Annotated in this window: 11 protein-coding genes and 1 tRNA gene; 7 read left to right on the forward strand and 5 right to left on the reverse strand. The window is 66.8% G+C overall.

Annotated features, from left to right (window positions below):
• Positions 1–18 precede the first annotated feature (18 nt).
• Positions 19–489, reverse strand: a complete 471-nt coding sequence (locus tag J7I98_RS14405; protein ID WP_214921051.1) for a RidA family protein — start codon at positions 487–489, stop codon at positions 19–21.
• Entirely contained in the window at positions 486–647 is a 162-nt protein-coding gene (locus tag J7I98_RS14410) for a DUF4177 domain-containing protein (RefSeq protein WP_019355547.1), read from the reverse strand. The genes J7I98_RS14405 and J7I98_RS14410 overlap by 4 nt, the downstream gene beginning before the upstream one ends.
• A gap of 70 nt (positions 648–717) precedes the next feature.
• Here J7I98_RS14410 and J7I98_RS14415 point away from each other — a divergent pair, with 70 nt between their 5' ends.
• Together J7I98_RS14415 and J7I98_RS14420 are read left to right on the forward strand one after the other, a co-directional pair.
• The gene (locus J7I98_RS14415) at positions 718–1,707 is read left to right on the forward strand and encodes an ArsA-related P-loop ATPase (protein ID WP_214921052.1); all 990 of its coding nucleotides are present in this window, start codon (positions 718–720) and stop codon (positions 1,705–1,707) included.
• Positions 1,708–1,730: 23 nt separating this feature from the next.
• Positions 1,731–3,101 (forward strand): ArsA family ATPase, encoded by a 1,371-nt coding sequence (locus tag J7I98_RS14420; protein WP_214921110.1) that lies wholly within the window; start codon positions 1,731–1,733, stop codon positions 3,099–3,101.
• Here J7I98_RS14420 and J7I98_RS14425 read toward each other — a convergent pair.
• Complete coding sequence (locus J7I98_RS14425; RefSeq protein ID WP_214921111.1) at positions 3,098–3,439, reverse strand: WhiB family transcriptional regulator; 342 nt, start codon at positions 3,437–3,439, stop codon at positions 3,098–3,100. The genes J7I98_RS14420 and J7I98_RS14425 overlap by 4 nt on opposite strands.
• 428 nt (positions 3,440–3,867) lie before the next feature.
• Here J7I98_RS14425 and J7I98_RS14430 point away from each other — a divergent pair, with 428 nt between their 5' ends.
• Complete coding sequence (locus tag J7I98_RS14430) at positions 3,868–6,105, forward strand: transglycosylase domain-containing protein (RefSeq protein WP_214921053.1); 2,238 nt, start codon at positions 3,868–3,870, stop codon at positions 6,103–6,105.
• Between the two features lie 86 nt (positions 6,106–6,191).
• Here the strand turns inward: J7I98_RS14430 and J7I98_RS14435 are convergent, their stop codons facing one another.
• On the reverse strand, positions 6,192–6,656 hold the full coding sequence (locus tag J7I98_RS14435; RefSeq protein WP_214921054.1) for a GatB/YqeY domain-containing protein: 465 nt from the start codon (positions 6,654–6,656) through the stop codon (positions 6,192–6,194).
• Between the two features lie 77 nt (positions 6,657–6,733).
• On the opposite strand from J7I98_RS14435, the gene J7I98_RS14440 reads away from it, so the two are divergent.
• The 4 genes from J7I98_RS14440 (at position 6,734) to J7I98_RS14455 (ending at position 13,801) form a co-directional block, all read left to right on the forward strand.
• Positions 6,734–7,672: a metallophosphoesterase gene (locus J7I98_RS14440; protein WP_214921055.1), complete on the forward strand. Its 939-nt coding sequence runs from the start codon at positions 6,734–6,736 to the stop codon at positions 7,670–7,672.
• 94 nt (positions 7,673–7,766) lie between these two features.
• A tRNA-Pro gene (locus J7I98_RS14445) sits at positions 7,767–7,840 on the forward strand.
• A gap of 788 nt (positions 7,841–8,628) precedes the next feature.
• Complete coding sequence (locus J7I98_RS14450) at positions 8,629–12,642, forward strand: hypothetical protein (protein WP_214921056.1); 4,014 nt, start codon at positions 8,629–8,631, stop codon at positions 12,640–12,642.
• Positions 12,643–12,718: 76 nt separating this feature from the next.
• The gene (locus tag J7I98_RS14455; RefSeq protein ID WP_308377759.1) at positions 12,719–13,801 is read left to right on the forward strand and encodes an IS630 family transposase; all 1,083 of its coding nucleotides are present in this window, start codon (positions 12,719–12,721) and stop codon (positions 13,799–13,801) included.
• 760 nt (positions 13,802–14,561) lie between these two features.
• On the opposite strand, the gene J7I98_RS14460 is transcribed toward J7I98_RS14455, so the two are convergent.
• The gene (locus J7I98_RS14460) at positions 14,562–15,617 is read right to left on the reverse strand and encodes a hypothetical protein (protein WP_214921057.1); all 1,056 of its coding nucleotides are present in this window, start codon (positions 15,615–15,617) and stop codon (positions 14,562–14,564) included.
• Positions 15,618–16,022 lie beyond the last annotated feature (405 nt).

Consider the following 16,022-nt stretch of genomic DNA (forward strand, 5'->3'; position numbering starts at 1 on the left):
ACCAGGATGTTCGAGTGGTCAGTCCTGGACCAGCTCGACCTGGATCTCGACCTCGACCGGGGCATCGAGCGGCAGCACAGTCACGCCGACCGCGCTGCGCGCGTGGACGCCCTTGTCGCCGAGCACCGCGCCGAGCAGCTCGCTCGCGCCGTTCAGCACAGCAGGCTGTCCGGTGAAGTCCGCGGCGGACGCGACGAAGCCGACGACCTTGACGACGCGCGCGATGCGGTCCAGGTCGCCGGTGATGGACTTGACGGCTGCCAGTGCGTTCAGCGCGCACGTACGCGCCAGGTCCTTGGCCTCTTCCGGGGTGACCTCCGCGCCGACCTTGCCGGTGCACGGAAGCTTGCCCTCGACCATCGGGAGCTGGCCCGCGGTGTAGACGTACACGCCCGACTGCACGGCCGGCTGGTATGCGGCGATCGGAGGTACGACCTCCGGAAGCGTCAGGCCGAGCTCTGCGAGCTTCGCCTCGACAACACCGGTCATGCCTGCTTCTCCCGCTTCAGGTAGGCCACCAGCTGCTCGGGGTTGTTCGGCCCGGGCACGACCTGGACGAGCTCCCAGCCGTCCTCGCCCCAGGTGTCCAGAATCTGCTTGGTCGCGTGCACGAGAAGGGGCACGGTCGAGTATTCCCACTTGGTCATACGCCGACTGTAGTGCCTGCCACAGACACCTCCTGCGTAGCCCGCGCAGCGACTGGTTAGGCTCAAAGACGTGAGCAGGCTCCAGGTCGTCAGCGGCAAGGGCGGTACCGGAAAGACCACGGTGGCCGCGGCCCTCGCGCTCGCCCTCGCGACAGAGGGCAAACGCACCCTCCTCGTCGAGGTCGAGGGCAGGCAGGGAATCGCGCAGCTCTTCGAGACGGAAGCGCTTCCGTACGAAGAGCGAAAGATCGCGGTCGCACCGGGCGGCGGGGAGGTGTACGCCCTCGCGATAGACGCCGAACGCGCGCTTCTCGACTACCTCCAGATGTTCTACAAGCTCGGAGGGGCCGGCCGGGCGCTCAAGAAGCTCGGCGCGATCGACTTCGCCACCACCATCGCGCCCGGTCTCCGAGACGTGCTGCTGACCGGCAAGGCATGCGAAGCGGTCCGCCGCCGGGACAAGAAGAACCGTTACGCGTACGACTACGTCGTGATGGACGCGCCGCCCACCGGCCGCATCACCCGCTTCCTCAATGTGAACGACGAGGTGGCGGGCCTGGCCAGGTTCGGCCCGATACACAATCAGGCGCAGGCCGTGATGCGCGTACTCAAGTCGCCCGAGACAGCAGTGCATCTGGTGACGCTGCTGGAGGAGATGCCGGTCCAGGAGACCGCCGACGGCATCGCCGAGCTGCACGCCGCCGAGCTGCCCGTCGGCAACGTCATCGTGAACATGGTCCGCCCGCACCTCCTCGACGAGGAGGCCCTGCGCACCGCGGCTGGCGAGCAGCGCAGCGCCGTCGCCAAGACGCTGTCGCTGGCCGGCCTGGGCGGCGCACGCCGTGGCGGCCTCGCCGAACGCCTCGTCGACCCGCTGCTGGAACAGGCCGCGGAGCACGCGCAGCGCGTCGAGCTGGAGCGCGAGCAGCGCGCCGTACTGGCCGGGCTCGACCTGCCCAGGTACGAACTCCCGCTGCTCGGCGACGGCGTGGACCTCGCCGGGCTCTACCGGCTGTCGAAGGAACTGCGGAGCCTTATCGCCCCTGGGGGGACTTCGTGACCGTGAAGACCACGACGGACACCATGACCGGCATCAGCACCATGGACGCGTCGCCCGCCCTGGAGGTCGACCCGCTGCTCGACGACCCCGCCACCCGCATCATCGTGTGCTGCGGCGCGGGCGGCGTCGGCAAGACGACGACTGCGGCGGCTCTGGGGGTACGGGCGGCCGAGCGCGGCCGGAAGGTCGTCGTCCTCACCATCGACCCGGCGCGCAGGCTCGCCCAGTCCATGGGCATCGACGCGCTCGACAACACGCCTCGCCGGGTGAAGGGGGTGGACGAGTCGGCCGGTGGTGAACTGTCCGCGATGATGCTCGACATGAAGCGGACCTTCGACGAGATCGTCGAGGCGCACGCGGACGGCGAGCGGGCCCGCGCGATCCTGGAGAACCCCTTCTACCAGTCCCTGTCGGCCGGTTTCGCGGGCACGCAGGAGTACATGGCGATGGAGAAGCTGGGCCAGTTGCGTGCCCGCGACGAGTGGGACCTGATCATCGTGGACACCCCGCCGAGCCGTTCCGCGCTGGACTTCCTGGACGCGCCGAAGCGGCTCGGGTCGTTCCTGGACGGCAAGTTCATCCGGGTGCTGATGGCTCCCGCGAAGGTGGGCGGCCGGGCCGGGATGAAGTTCCTCAATGTCGGCATGTCGATGATGACGGGCACCCTGAGCAAGCTGATGGGGGGTCAGCTGCTGCGTGACGTGCAGACCTTTGTGGCCGCCATGGACACCATGTTCGGCGGCTTCCGCACCCGCGCGGACGCGACGTACCGGCTGCTCCAGGCGCCCGGTACGGCGTTCCTGGTGGTCGCCGCCCCGGAGCGGGACGCGCTGCGCGAGGCGGCGTATTTCGTCGAGCGGCTGGCGGCGGAGGAGATGCCGCTGGCCGGGCTCGTACTCAACAGGGTCCACGGCAGCGGCGCCCCTCAGCTCTCGGCCGAGCGGGCACTTGCCGCCGCAGAAAATCTTGGCGAGGGTCGCATTGTGGATCAGGAGGCCGGGAAGGCTGGAGTTCGTGACTCCTCGGCCGCCTCTCCCGATGCCGAGGCCGCACCGGGCACCCCGGATCCGGCTCCCTCACCGGACAATGACCTCCCGGCCAGTGACAACGCGGGTCATGACAACCCGGGCAATGACACATCGGACAACAACCAGGGCCACTCCGTCGAGCAGTTGACCGCGGGTCTGCTGCGCCTGCATGCCGAACGCATGCATGTGCTCGCGCGTGAACAGCGAACGCGCGACCGCTTCACCGCACTCCACCCCGAGGTGGCCGTGGCCGAAGTGGCTGCCCTGCCCGGCGATGTGCACGACCTCGCGGGGCTCCGGGCCATCGGTGACCTGGTCGCCACCGATCACGCCGATTCCCTCGGCACTTCTGTCCAGTCCGTCTAACCCACCGCTGCGTACTCGACGTACGCCTCGTCTTCTTCGCCTTCGGGCAGAATGCCCGTGCTGCGCTCGTACTCAGTACGTGCGGTTTCCAGCAGCCGGCGCCAGGAGGTGACGGTGGGGCGCCTGCGCAACAATGCGCGCCGCTCCCGTTCCGTCATTCCGCCCCAAACGCCGAACTCGACGCGGTTGTCCAGCGCATCCGCCAGGCACTCGGTCCGCACCGGACATCCGGTGCACACCGCCTTGGCCCTGTTCTGCGCTGCACCTTGTACGAACAGTTCATCCGGATCGGTAGTGCGGCAGGCTGCCTGCGCACTCCAGTCGGTTACCCAGCCCATGCCGGCGCCGTCCTCTCCCGAATCGAGGCTCCCCCACGGCGGCAGCGGCATATTCACCGCCACCAGTTGAGGACGTTACGGAAGGTGGGCACAGCGCAACACCCCCTTCGGGCCCAATCTTGAATGGCCCGAACGGACTATGCGTAAGCGACAGATCACCCGACGGAGTGAGGCAAGGGCATACGTGATCAACCCGGCGAAGCAGGGCAGTTCAGCCGAGTCGCAACGGTCAACACGTGACGCATGAGGCTGATTCGGACACAGCTCTGGACAAGCTCCGGACACAGCTCTGCCAGATTCGGGACTGACGGAGTTGATGCCTTTGGTGCCAGGGGGCTTGATGCGAAACCGCACTGCTGTGACAGTTGAGAGCAGCTTAGGCCAAGGCATATACGTGTGTCCGGCGAATGAGAACGTAGGCTGCCCTCATGCCAAAGAAGCGCTCGGGCGGGGGTCTCACGGGGACCCAGCAGGCCGCCAAATTCGTCGGTGTCGCCGCGCTGTCCGGGGCCGTGCTGGCGGGCATCGCACTGCCGGCGGCCGGAGCGCTGGGTCTCGCGGCCAAGGGAACGGTCGAGGGATTCGACGAGATCCCCGCCAATCTCAAGACGCCACCGCTGAGTCAGCGCACCACGATCCTGGACGCGCAGGGCGGCAACATTGCCACGGTCTACTCGCGTGACCGCACCGTCGTGGAGCTGAAGGACATCTCCCCGTACATGCAGAAGGCGATCGTCGCGATCGAGGACGCGCGCTTCTACGACCACGGGGCGATCGACCTCAAGGGCGTGCTGCGCGCGGTCAACCGCAACGCCCAGTCGGGCGGCGTATCGCAGGGCGCGTCGACCCTCACGCAGCAGTACGTCAAGAACGTCTTCGTCGAGGAGGCCGGCGACGACCCCACCAAGGTCGCCCAGGCCACCCAGCAGACGCTCGGCCGCAAGGTGCGCGAACTCAAGTACGCGATCCAGGTCGAGGAGGAGCTGGGCAAGAAGAAGATCCTCGAGAACTACCTCAACATCACCTTCTTCGGGCAGCAGGCCTACGGCATCGAGTCCGCGTCCAAGCGCTACTTCAGCAAGTCCGCCAAGGACCTCAAGCTGGAGGAGGCCGCGCTGCTGGCCGGCATCGTGCAGTCGCCGAGCCGCTACGACCCCGTCAACGACGCCGAAGAGGCGACGAAGCGGCGCAATACCGTGCTCCAGCGCATGGCCGACGTCCGCGACGTCTCGCAGGCCGACGCCGACCGGGCGAAGGCCACCCCGATCAAGCTGAACGTCAGCAAGCCGAAGAACGGCTGCATCACGGCGGTCAGCGGCGCGGGCTTCTTCTGCGACTACGTGCGCGAGGTCTTCCACGCCGACCCGGCCTTCGGGAAGACGAAGGAGGACCGGGCCAAGATCTGGAACCAGGGCGGCCTGAAGATCCGTACGACGCTCGACCCGCAGGCGCAGGAGTCGGTGCAGGCGTCGATCAAGGGTCACGTCTACCAGTCCGACAAGATCGCGACGGCCGTCACGCTGGTCGAGCCCGGCACGGGCAAGGTCCTCGGCATGGGCCAGTCCAGGCCGTACGGCTTCGGGACCAACGAGACAGTGATCAACTTCTCGGCCGACAAGAACAGGGGCGGCTCGGCCTACGGCTTCCCGACCGGTTCGACCTTCAAGCCGTTCGTGGCGGCTGCGGCCATAGAGTCCGGCATTCCGGCGACCAAGAGCTACCCGGCGCCGTACGACATGCCGTACCCGAGCCCCGTACAGACGTGTGACAAGCCCTGGGTCAACTCCGGCGGCGACCAGGTCGAGAACGAGAACGAGGCCGAGGTCGGCCCGTACCGGATGAAGGAGGCCATGGCGAAGTCGGTCAACACCTACTTCGTCCAGATGATCTCCGAGATCGGCATCTGCCCGGTGACGCAGATGGCGGGCAAGCTTGGTGTGGTGCAGGCCAACGGCGAGAAGCTGAAGGAAGTGCCCGCGATCTCGCTGGGTACGGAGGGCATGTCGCCGCTGACCATGGCGAACGCGTACGCGACCTTCGCCAACCGCGGCACGTACTGCACGCCGATCTTCCTGGAGTCGGTGAAGACCGCGCAGGGCGAGAACCTGCCGGTGCCCCGGTCGACCTGCTCGCGGGCGATGTCCGAGGAGACAGCGGACACCATAAACACCCTGCTCAAGGGCGTGGTCGACTCCGGTACGGGCCAGCAGGCGGGGCTCACGAGCCGGGACAACGCGGGTAAGACGGGTACGACGGACAGCCGCCACAACGCCTGGTTCGTCGGCTACACACCGAACCTGGCCGGCGCGGTCTGGGTCGGCGCGGCCGGCGCCAAGCAGATCCCCATGGTGGACATCACCATCGGCGGGGTCTACCACGACAAGGTGTTCGGCGGTCAGGTCCCCGGTCCGATCTGGAAGGACGCGATGAGCGGCGCGCTGGACGGCAAGCCCGCGCCCGGCTTCAACACGGTCAACATTCCGGAGCCCGAGAAGGACAAGGACAAGGACGAAGACCGCGATGACGACGACGGCGGCGGCCGCGACGACGGCAAGCCCGGCGACGGTGGCGACAAGCCCTGGCCCGACATCTCCATCCCGCCGGACCTGATCGGCGGCAACGGCCACGGCCGCGGCGGGAACGACAACGGCGGGAACTGGCCGTAGGACGCGGTAGTACGTACGTCGAAGGGGCCCCGGGGCCCCTTCGACGTACGTACTCCTACAGCTACTGCCTACTGCTGCTGCCGGGCTCAGCCCGCCAGGAGCTTCTTCACCGTGGCTGCCACCCGGCCGCCCTCGGCGCGGCCGGCGACCTTCGGGTTCACGATCTTCATGACCGCACCCATCGCGCGCGGCCCCTCGGCGCCCGCCGCCTTCGCCTCTTCGACGGCCTGCCCGACGATCGCGGTCAGCTCGTCGTCGCTCAGCTGCTGAGGCAGGTACGCATCGAGAATCGCGCCCTCGGCCTTCTCGCGCTCGGCGGACTCCGTCCGGCCGCCCTGGGCGAAGGCCTCGGCCGCCTCGCGGCGCTTCTTCGCCTCCTTGGCGATGACCTTCTGCACCTCGTCGTCGGAGAGCTCGCGCGCCGTCTTGCCGCCGACCTCCTCCTTGGTGATCGCGGTGAGGGTCAGCCGGAGCGTGGACGAGGTCAGCTCGTCACGCGCCCTGATGGCGGTGGTGAGGTCTTCCTGGAGCTTGGACTTGAGCGAGGTCATGGGGCTCAGTGTGGCAGGTGAGCCCGCATGACTGCCCGCCGATTTCCTGCGCACGGGTGGTCTGCGACGATGGACTTATGCGCGCACGTTACGGGCTCCCCCTGAAAGTCACCGCAGGTATCACGGCTGTTGGCGCGGCCTGCCTCGCCTACGGCGCCGGTTTCGAGGCCCGTTCGTTCCGGCTCCGGCGAGTCACCGTGCCGGTGCTGCCCCCGGGGGCGCGGCCCCTGCGCGTACTCCAGGTGTCCGACATCCACATGGTCGGCGGGCAGCGCAAGAAGCAGCGGTGGCTCCAGTCGCTGGCGGGCCTGCGCCCCGACGTCGTCGTCAATACGGGCGACAACCTCTCCGACTCGGAGGGCGTACCAGAGGTGCTGGACGCGCTCGGCCCGCTGATGGACTTTCCCGGCGTCTATGTCTTCGGCTCCAACGACTACTACGGGCCGAAGCTGCGCAACCCCGCCCGCTACCTCATCGAGAAGGCCCAGGGCAAGCACGGCCTCAACGGCAACGCGCCGGCGGTCGGCGTCGTGCACAACCCCTGGGAGCGGCTGCGCGACGCCTTCGACTCGGCGGGCTGGCTGAACCTCAGCAACGCCCGCGGCCGGCTCAAGCTCGACGACATGGAGATCGCCTTCACCGGCGTCGACGACCCGCACATCAAGCGCGACCGGTACGACGAGGTGGCGGGCGGCCCGGAGGCCGGCGCCGACATCTCGATCGGCGTCGTCCACGCCCCGTATCTGCGCTCGCTCGACGCCTTCACGGCCGACGGCTACCCGCTGATCCTGGGCGGCCACACCCACGGCGGCCAGCTCTGCATCCCCTTCTACGGGGCGCTCGTCACCAACTGCGACCTCGACACCGCCCGGGTCAAGGGCCTCTCCACCCACGAGGCCGGCGGCCACCGCTCGTACCTCCACGTCTCAGCAGGCTGCGGCACCAACCGCTACACCCCGGTCCGCTTCGCCTGCCCGCCCGAGGCGACCCTGCTGACGCTGACGGAGCGCCCCTGACCCGGGCGTACGGTGGCGGGGCGCAGAAACCGGATTTCGTCTCCGGCCGCGCGTCCGCTAAAGTAATCGATGTCGCCGCAACGCGCGCGACAATCGGGGTGTAGCGCAGCTTGGCAGCGCGCTTCGTTCGGGACGAAGAGGTCGTGGGTTCAAATCCCGCCACCCCGACAGCTGAAACACCAGGTCAGGCCCGGTTTCCTTCTTAGGGAACCGGGCCTGATGCATTCTCCGGGGCCGTCTCGGGAGTGAGTGGGGAGTGGATCATGGAAATCTCACTCCCCGGGGAGTGGCGCAGGAGTGAGACAGCACCGGAGGCGGTGCGATCAGGGTCACCTCGACGCCCCTGCAAACGCCAAAGAGGCCGCTCTCCCGTGAGAGGACGACCGCTTCTGCGTCGTCTATGTCGGCGCCCTCTGTGGCCGACCGAAGCATTCGCGGCCCATCGCAGTGATCGGCTGCCACTGGCTGCTCGCGAACGGCATGCGATCGCTGTCCACGCCGGACAGCCGCGTACTGACCTACGCGTCCTCCACACGCCGTATGGTTCGGCACCGGTCCCTCCCCTCGTGGGGACCGGTGCCGAACCATACGGGCGGCGTCGATCCGCGCCGTACCGGCGCGGATCAAGGCAAGGCCGGACCCGTGGTCGACGCGATAGCAGCCCGGATGGGACTGGCTCCACGGGATCTCTCAAACTCACGCGACGAGACCGTCGCCACCGTCTCGTAACTCCGACGGAAGCTGACCGAGAAGATGCGGCATCATGAGTTGTCTCTCCGAGCGTTGAGCTGGTGGCCTATCTGGGCGACGCCCGGTTGATTCGCTACTGCGTCGAGATCCTGCCAGCTGTGGCTCACGCCGAGGAGGCTCCGGCATCGGGCCAACGACTTAACCGCAGGTCAGCCATCTAAGGTGAGTTTTCCGGTCCGGATGTCCAGGTGCGGGGGAAGTAAGGGGTGGAGACCTTGAGTTCCGACTCAGGGGCACGCACAGCCTTCGCGGAACGTCTCGCGCTGCTGTACAAGGAGGCCGGTAACCCTCCCCTCAAGCGCGTGGCCGAGGCGGTCGTCCGGCTTCAGCGGGTCGACGAACGAGGGCGGCCCGTGCGGGTGTCCGCTCAACGGATCAGCGACTGGCGACGGGCCAAGAACGTGCCTGCCCAGTTCGCCGCCCTCGCAGTGGTGCTGCACATCCTGATTCCCGAAGCGCGGCGCTTGCGGCCCGCGCCCGTGTCCACGGCCCTGTACGACCTGGCCAAGTGGCAGCGCCTATGGGAGCGCGCGGTGGCCGACCCGGTCGGCGACCGGGTCGCGACATCCGCGGAAGAGGAAGAACGACCCGCGGTCGAAGCCCCGGCCGTCCCCGGTGTGTGCCCATACCGGGGGCTGGCTTCGTACCGTCAGCAAGACGCCCGGTGGTTCTTCGGCCGCGAGCGGAGCACGGATGCCCTCATTGCTCAGCTCCGCGCAGCGGAGAAGACTGGTGGCCTGGTCATGCTCGTGGGCGCCTCAGGTGCGGGAAAATCCTCCCTGCTGAACGCCGGCTTGGTGCCCGCATTGCAGAACGGCGCACTGAGGGACGAGAACAGCCAGGCAAGGGGGGTTCTGCAGCTCGCGCCGGGAGGCGATCCTCTCGCGGAGCTGACCCGCCGGATCCCTGAGCTCGCGCACGTCGTCTCTGCCGCGGAGGAACCGGCGGCGAAGGAGCCCGGTACTCCGCAATTCGCGCACGTGGTGAGGAAGGCCGTCACGTCATGGGCACAACGCGAGACATCCTCCGCCGCCCGTCAGGTCGTCATCGTGGATCAGTTCGAGGAGGCGTTCACCCTCTGCTCCGACGAGGCGCACAGGCGCACTTTCATCCAGCTCCTCCACGCTGCGTGCTCGCCCCCCGGCCCCGGTGACCCAGCCCCCGTGCTCGTAGTCCTCGGCATACGCGCCGACTTCTACGAGCAATGCCTCGGGTATCCCGAACTGGCCGACGCGCTGCAGCACCGGCACATGGTGCTCGGGCCGCTGACCACCACGGAGCTGCGCGAAGCGGTGACCGGCCCGGCCAAGGCCGTGGGCCTGGAACTCGAACCGGGGCTGGCAGAACTGATCGTCCGGGAATTGAGCGCTGACAGCCCCCGCGGGGCGCACAACGCGGGGGGTCTGCCGCTCCTCTCCCACGCCCTGCTCGCCACCTGGCAGCGCCGAAAGGCGGGAAGGCTGACGCTGGCCGGCTACCGCGCGGCGGGCGGAATCCAGGGAGCGGTCGCGGCGACCGCCGAGCGGGCCTGGTCCAGCCTCGACCCGGCAGCACGCGCGGCCACGAGACTGCTCCTCCTCAGGCTGGTCCGGCTGGGCGAAGACACGCAAGCCACCCGTAGGCGGGGGACGCGGCGCCAACTGGCGGAGGAGTCAACGGACCCCAACAAGACGGAGGAATCGCTCGAAGCACTGGTTAGCGCCCGATTGGTGACACTCGACGCGGAGACCGTGGAGATCACCCATGAAGCGCTGCTCCACGCCTGGCCACGCCTGCGTGACTGGATCAACGAGGACAGGAACGGCAACCTGCTGCGCCAGCGGCTGGAAGAGGACGGCAGGGCCTGGGAAGGGTCGAACCGCGATACGTCACTGCTCTACCGGGGTTCCCGTCTGGAGCAGGCCCACAACTGGGCGAAATCCGCCGGTGACACCTTCCTGACACGGATCGCGGTGGAATTCCTGGCTGCTTCGGTCAGGCTGCGCAAGCGCACAGTCTGGATCAGCCGTGGTGCGGTGTCGGCTCTGGTCGTCCTGGCGATGCTGGCCGTCGGTTCGGCGGTGGTCGCGTGGCAGCAGCGGAACGATGCGGTGTTCGAGCAGGTGGTCGCCGAAGCCGATCGCGTCCAGTACACGGACCCGTCGTTGTCCGCTCAACTCGACCTGGTGGCTCACCGCTTGCGGCCGAACGACGAGGGCGCGAACAATCGGCTGATCTCGATCGTGAACGCACCGCTGGCCACACCACTTCTCGGCCACACCGGCGCCGTGTACCTCACCTCGTTCAGTCCGAACGGGCGGATCCTGGCCACCGCCAGCTACGACCGGACCGTTCGACTGTGGGACGTGTCAGACCCGACTCGGCCCAAACAGCTGGGCAAGCCCCTCACCGGCCACACGAGTTGGGTGAGCAGCGCGGTCTTCAGCCCGGACGGCCGCACCCTCGCCAGCGCTTCGGACGACGGCAGGGTCCGGCTGTGGAACATGCAGGATCCCAACCACCCGCGCCCGCTCAGTGCGCCCTTGACCCGCCATGGCGGCACGATCTACCTGCTCGCCTTCAGCCCGGACGGACACACTCTGGCCTCCGCCAGCGAAGATCGCACCGTTCGACTGTGGGACATGAGCGACCCGCGCCGACCGAAGGCGTTCGGTGCGTTGACCGGCCACACCGCCGCCGTGCGCTCCGTGGCGTTCAGCCCTGGCGGACGGACGCTGGCAGCCGGTGGCGACGATGACACGATCAGACTGTGGGACGTGGCCGATCCGCGTCATCCGATGCCGATCGACGCGAAGCTGACCGGCCACACGGGCACGGTGCACTCCGTGGCCTTCAGCCCCGATGGCCAAACCCTCGCCAGCGGCAGCGCGGACGACACCATCCGGCTCTGGAATGTGGCCGACCCACGTCACGCGACACCGCTCGGCGCGCCGCTCACCGGCCACACCGGTCCCGTATGGTCAGTCGCCTTCAGCCCCGACGGAACAATGCTCGCCGCCGCCAGCGCCGACAGCACGGCGAGCCTGTGGAACGTCAGTGATCCGGCATACCCGTCGCAGGTCGGCGAGCCTCTCGCAGGGAGCAGCGGCGAGATCTACGCCTTGGGCTTCAGCCCCGATGGCCGAACCCTCGCCACCGGGAGTGGCGACAACAAGGTCCGTCTGTGGTCGATACCGACGTCGGACATGATCGGCCGAATCGGAGCGTTCCGCCCGGATGGGCAGGTGCTGGCCACGGCGGCGCGCGACGGAAGGGTTCGGCTGTGGAACGTGGCGACTCCCGACCGACCCGTGTCGCTGGGCAAACCGTTCATGCCTGGGGAGGGTGATGTGCGTTCGCTGGCGTTCTCCCCCGACGGCCGCACACTCGCGGTGCTGACGGGAAGCCGCGCAGTGCAGCTGTGGAACGTCACCAACCCGACTCGGCCTGTCCCCTACGGGCCGCCCGTCGCGCTGCGGACACGGTTCGCGGGCCCCGGCGCGCTCGCATTCAGCCCAGACGGGCACACGCTGGCAACCGCCCATGACGATCGGACCATACAGTTGTGGAACGTCAGCGACCCGTCCCACGTTCTTCCGCTTGGCGCGCCGCTCACCGGCCACAAGGGCTACGTCAACTCCCTCGTCTTCAGCCCAGATGGCCGCACTCTCGCCAGCGGCAGCGCGGACGACACCATCCGGCAGTGGAACGTGGCCGGCCCACGTCATGCCGCCCAACTCGGCGCGCCACTCACGGGGCACCTCGGCCCCATCAACGCGCTCGCCTACAGTCCGGACGGCCAGACATTGGCCAGCGGCAGCGACGACAACACGGTCCGGCTCTGGAACATCACCGACTCCCGCAAGGCAACCCGGCTGGGCTCTCCCCTCACCGGCCACACCGAAGCGGTCGTGTCGCTGACGTTCAGCCAGGACGGCAGCACCCTGGCGAGCGGTGGCAACGACAACACGGTCCGACTCTGGAACGTCACCCTCCCCTCCAAGGCCGCTCCAATCGGTCAATCGATGAGCCCCAACGCCAAGACAGGCAATTTCTTGTCGTTCAGCCCCAAAAGCCACATGCTCGGAGTGTCGAGCGGGACCGATACCGTCCGGCTGTGGAACCTGGACGTCGACGAGGCCATTCGTCGCATTTGCTCGACCACTCGGGGCGTTCTGACGCCGGAAAAATGGCACGAGTATCTGCCCCGCCTCTCGTACGCGCCTCCGTGCGATCAGTAACGGAGCCTAGTGTCTCGTGATTTTGTTGGCGTTACTTGATCGCGTGTGTCTCGTTGCTGCTGGCATGGAGCTCTCCGTGGAACAGGCCGCTGAGTTGCGGGAGTTGGCGAGCAGTCGTGAGGTGCCTGCGGATATAGCCACGCGGGCCCGGATCGTGCTGTGGTCGGGCGAGGGACGTCGGCGCAAGGACATTGCCGAGTTGCTCGGGGTGTCGCTGCCGACCGTGGACCGCTGGAAGGCCCGTTATGCCCAGCGTGGGCTGGCCGGGCTGGAAGGCGACCGGCCCGGCGGGGCCCGGGAACAGGTACCGGCGCGGGTTCGGGCGCGGGTGATTGCGCTGACGCGTATGACGCCGCCGGCCTGCACCGGTCTTTCGCACTGGTCGACGCGCGAGCTGGCGAAGTATGTGAAGCGGACCGAGAACGTCACCGTGTCCTGGCACTACATCGCGCGGATCTGGCGCGAGGAGAATCTCAAGCCGCACCGCAACGGCACCTTCAAGATTTCGAAAGACCCCGCGTTCGCGGACAAGGTCGCCGATGTCGTCGGCCTCTACCTCGCCCCGCCGGGCGGCGCGGTCGTGCTCTCGATCGACGAAAAGACGCAGATCCAGGCGCTGGACCGGACCCAGCCGGTACTGCCCGTCACCTTCGCGGCCACCGAGAAACGCACCCACGACTACGTCCGGCACGGCACCACGAACCTGTTCGCCGCACTCAACGTCGCCACCGGCGAAGTAATCGGCGAGTGCAAGCCGAGCCGGAACGGCAAGAACTTCCTGGCCTTCCTGAAGAAGGCAGTGAAGCCGCACGCCGGAAAGGAGATCCACGTCGTCCTGGACAACCTCTCCACCCACACCACGCCAGAGGTGAAGGCGTGGCTGGCCGACCATCCACACGTCCACTTCCATTTCACCCCCGTCGGGTCGTCCTGGATCAATCAGATCGAGACCTGGTTCGGCCTGCTGACCCGCCAGTCGATCCGCCGCGGAACCTTCGCCAGCGTCAACGTCCTGATCACACAGATCCGCAACTACATCGACTCCTGGAACTCCGAGGCCAAACCATTCACTTGGACCGCAACCGCCGAAGAGATCCTGGCGAAGGTCCGCCTCGTCCAGACCAACATCAAGAAGCTCGTTGCAAACAACTCAAAGTGATACAAACAGGATCACGAGACACTAGGCTCAACCAACGGCATGTTCTCCGGTCGTCAGGCGGGGTGCCTCCGGTCCGCTCTGTAGTGCCCTTGGTTCTCTGTTCCATCTCCCTTGCGGACCGCGTTGCATGATCCCGATCACAGGTCGTCGTTGCAGCTGAGCAATCGGCTCCCGCCGCACAAGCAGCCTTGTTAGTCTTGGCCACAGCCCGATCGCTGGTGCATCCCCCGTCGCCAGCGGTCGGGCGCTTCCATGTCCTGCGGTGGACGGGACGACCAAGTGGCACGACGTGCTGGCCTTTGGTGAGCGTGCAGCAGCGCTGAAGAAGCGCCTAAAGCGGGGTGCCCGTCGCGGCAGTGCGGGCGACCGCCTTCCAGTCCCCGGGTTTGTCCGGGCCATTCCCGATCACCTCGCGGGCGGCATCGACTGGCGTGTGCGCCTGCTCGTGGTAGGCCCAGGTCCCCCGGCGCGGTTTGATGGCCATCACCGAACGGCAGCCCCGTATCGCCCAGTTCGCCGCAGAACGCATCGTGGTCGCCGTAGGCGCAGTCGGCGGCCACCGCCCGGAAAGCCACCCCGGCTTCTTGTGCGTCGCGGGCCCGGCTGGCGGCGATTTGCGCGCCTGCCGCTTATCGGCCGACCGGCCGCGCGGGACGCCCTGAGGCGCTGTGGGATCTCACCGACATCGCCGACGCCATACGCGCCCAAGGCGCCGCATAGCCATTGAACGGAAACCATGGACTCGAATAACAGCCGCGAATCATGAAGTCTCATCGGCCCGCTCGGTGGATTGAACTGACTGTTGGGTTCGGCGGCGCCGCAAGGGTCTGCGGAGGCCGCCATTAATCGCGGATGGCTGGAGAACCTGGCCTGCAATCGCCGCTTCATCAAGCGCTGCTTCCACAACCTGGGTCATAACCACATCCTTTTTCGGCTTCTCAATCGTCTCGGTCATCCGTTCAGCCTCAAGCAAATAAGTTGATATCAGCGGTTGCCCAAAGTAGTAATTCATTTGAGCCAACGCCTCGTTGTGCGCGCTAATGAAGGTGGCGCCCAGATAGGCAGAGAATGCACTTCCGAGCGCGGTAAGGGATCCGAGTGTCACCTGTGCAGTAATGTCGTGCTGAAAGACGGTGACCGTTGCTCCAGTTACCAATAGGCCGAATCCGATACCCATGGCCATCTGGCTGCTACGAAACGATCGAGCGGCATGCTTCTTCGTGATGGCATGATAGGTATCGATCAACCCTTGGTAAAATTCACGCTGATCCTTTGCTCGCCTTTTTTGTTCCGCTGTCTGTCCCCTAGTTTCATCTTCTGGCGCTTTTCTCGCGATTTCCTCAAACTTTTGCGTCAGCTCCTCAAGCTTTCGCACCTGAGTTGAGGCTACCTTCGACCTAAAGTGGATCACAGCGAAGCCAAGAATGATGGCGAGAAGGATCGTGACGCCACCAACTACAGATGCGGCGATCCACCGCTGATACGTGGCCAAGGTGATAGAGATCCCGAGTCCTATCACCGTGACAGTGATCAAGAGCAGTATGGCGAACCTAAGCATCGCGATATGCTTCTGCACCTCGGGATCGTGCCGAGCTTGCAAGTCGCGAAGATAGTATGATCGCTCTGCGTCGATGAGCGGGTGGTAGATTGCTGAAACATCTTCGGAGAGGAAGTCAGTAGTTGAGGCCCCCCGATCCTCCGAAGCTAGGTTGTACGGGAAGTCCGAGTCCAGTTCCTCGTCTTCCAGCTCTTGTTCCTGGTCGGGTTGCGCCTGAGGAACTGGCCCCTCCCCGTTGTCAGCCACTGCTTCAGGCATGTGGCCGCTCTCCGGAGGGGCGGCCCGATCGGGCGAAGAGTCTCCGTTTCCCTTGGTGCCCATGGATGTACCTCCCGCCTAGTGGCCCTATCGCCAGTTTCCGTCGAGCTGCCAGCCCGCGCAAAAGATGGAGCGAGCCCCACGCCCAAGTCTTTGCCGGTAACGTCGCACTATGGCTGTGATCCTTGCTCCAGATACCACGGATGCCCGCAGACTGACTCCTGGCCAAGCTCTACGGCGATTTCGGCATAACTCATGAGCAACACTCAGCATGTGACGTCTCAAAAGGCCGGATCGGCCCACGACCGGTTCACCGGACCCGCCGCGGCCGTGGTCGGCGAACCCCATCAGCGGATGGTGCCCGAAGGTCTTCTTCCACGTCGCGGCGGTGTCCTGCTTCTCGGA

This window comes from Streptomyces sp. ISL-98 (assembly GCF_018614055.1).
Taxonomy (GTDB): domain Bacteria; phylum Actinomycetota; class Actinomycetes; order Streptomycetales; family Streptomycetaceae; genus Streptomyces; species Streptomyces spiramyceticus.

Bases quoted from the DNA above. Each gene is read 5' to 3' on its own strand.
- J7I98_RS14440 (WP_214921055.1), top strand. From the start codon at position 6,734: ATGCGCGCACGTTACGGGCTCCCCCTGAAAGTCACCGCAGGTATCACG.
- J7I98_RS14430 (WP_214921053.1), top strand. From the start codon at position 3,868: ATGCCAAAGAAGCGCTCGGGCGGGGGTCTCACGGGGACCCAGCAGGCC.
- J7I98_RS14435 (WP_214921054.1), bottom strand. From the start codon at position 6,656: ATGACCTCGCTCAAGTCCAAGCTCCAGGAAGACCTCACCACCGCCATC.
- J7I98_RS14405 (WP_214921051.1), bottom strand. From the start codon at position 489: ATGACCGGTGTTGTCGAGGCGAAGCTCGCAGAGCTCGGCCTGACGCTT.
- J7I98_RS14420 (WP_214921110.1), top strand. From the start codon at position 1,731: ATGACCGGCATCAGCACCATGGACGCGTCGCCCGCCCTGGAGGTCGAC.
- J7I98_RS14460 (WP_214921057.1), bottom strand. From the start codon at position 15,617: ATGCCTGAAGCAGTGGCTGACAACGGGGAGGGGCCAGTTCCTCAGGCG.
- J7I98_RS14410 (WP_019355547.1), bottom strand. From the start codon at position 647: ATGACCAAGTGGGAATACTCGACCGTGCCCCTTCTCGTGCACGCGACC.
- J7I98_RS14425 (WP_214921111.1), bottom strand. From the start codon at position 3,439: ATGGGCTGGGTAACCGACTGGAGTGCGCAGGCAGCCTGCCGCACTACC.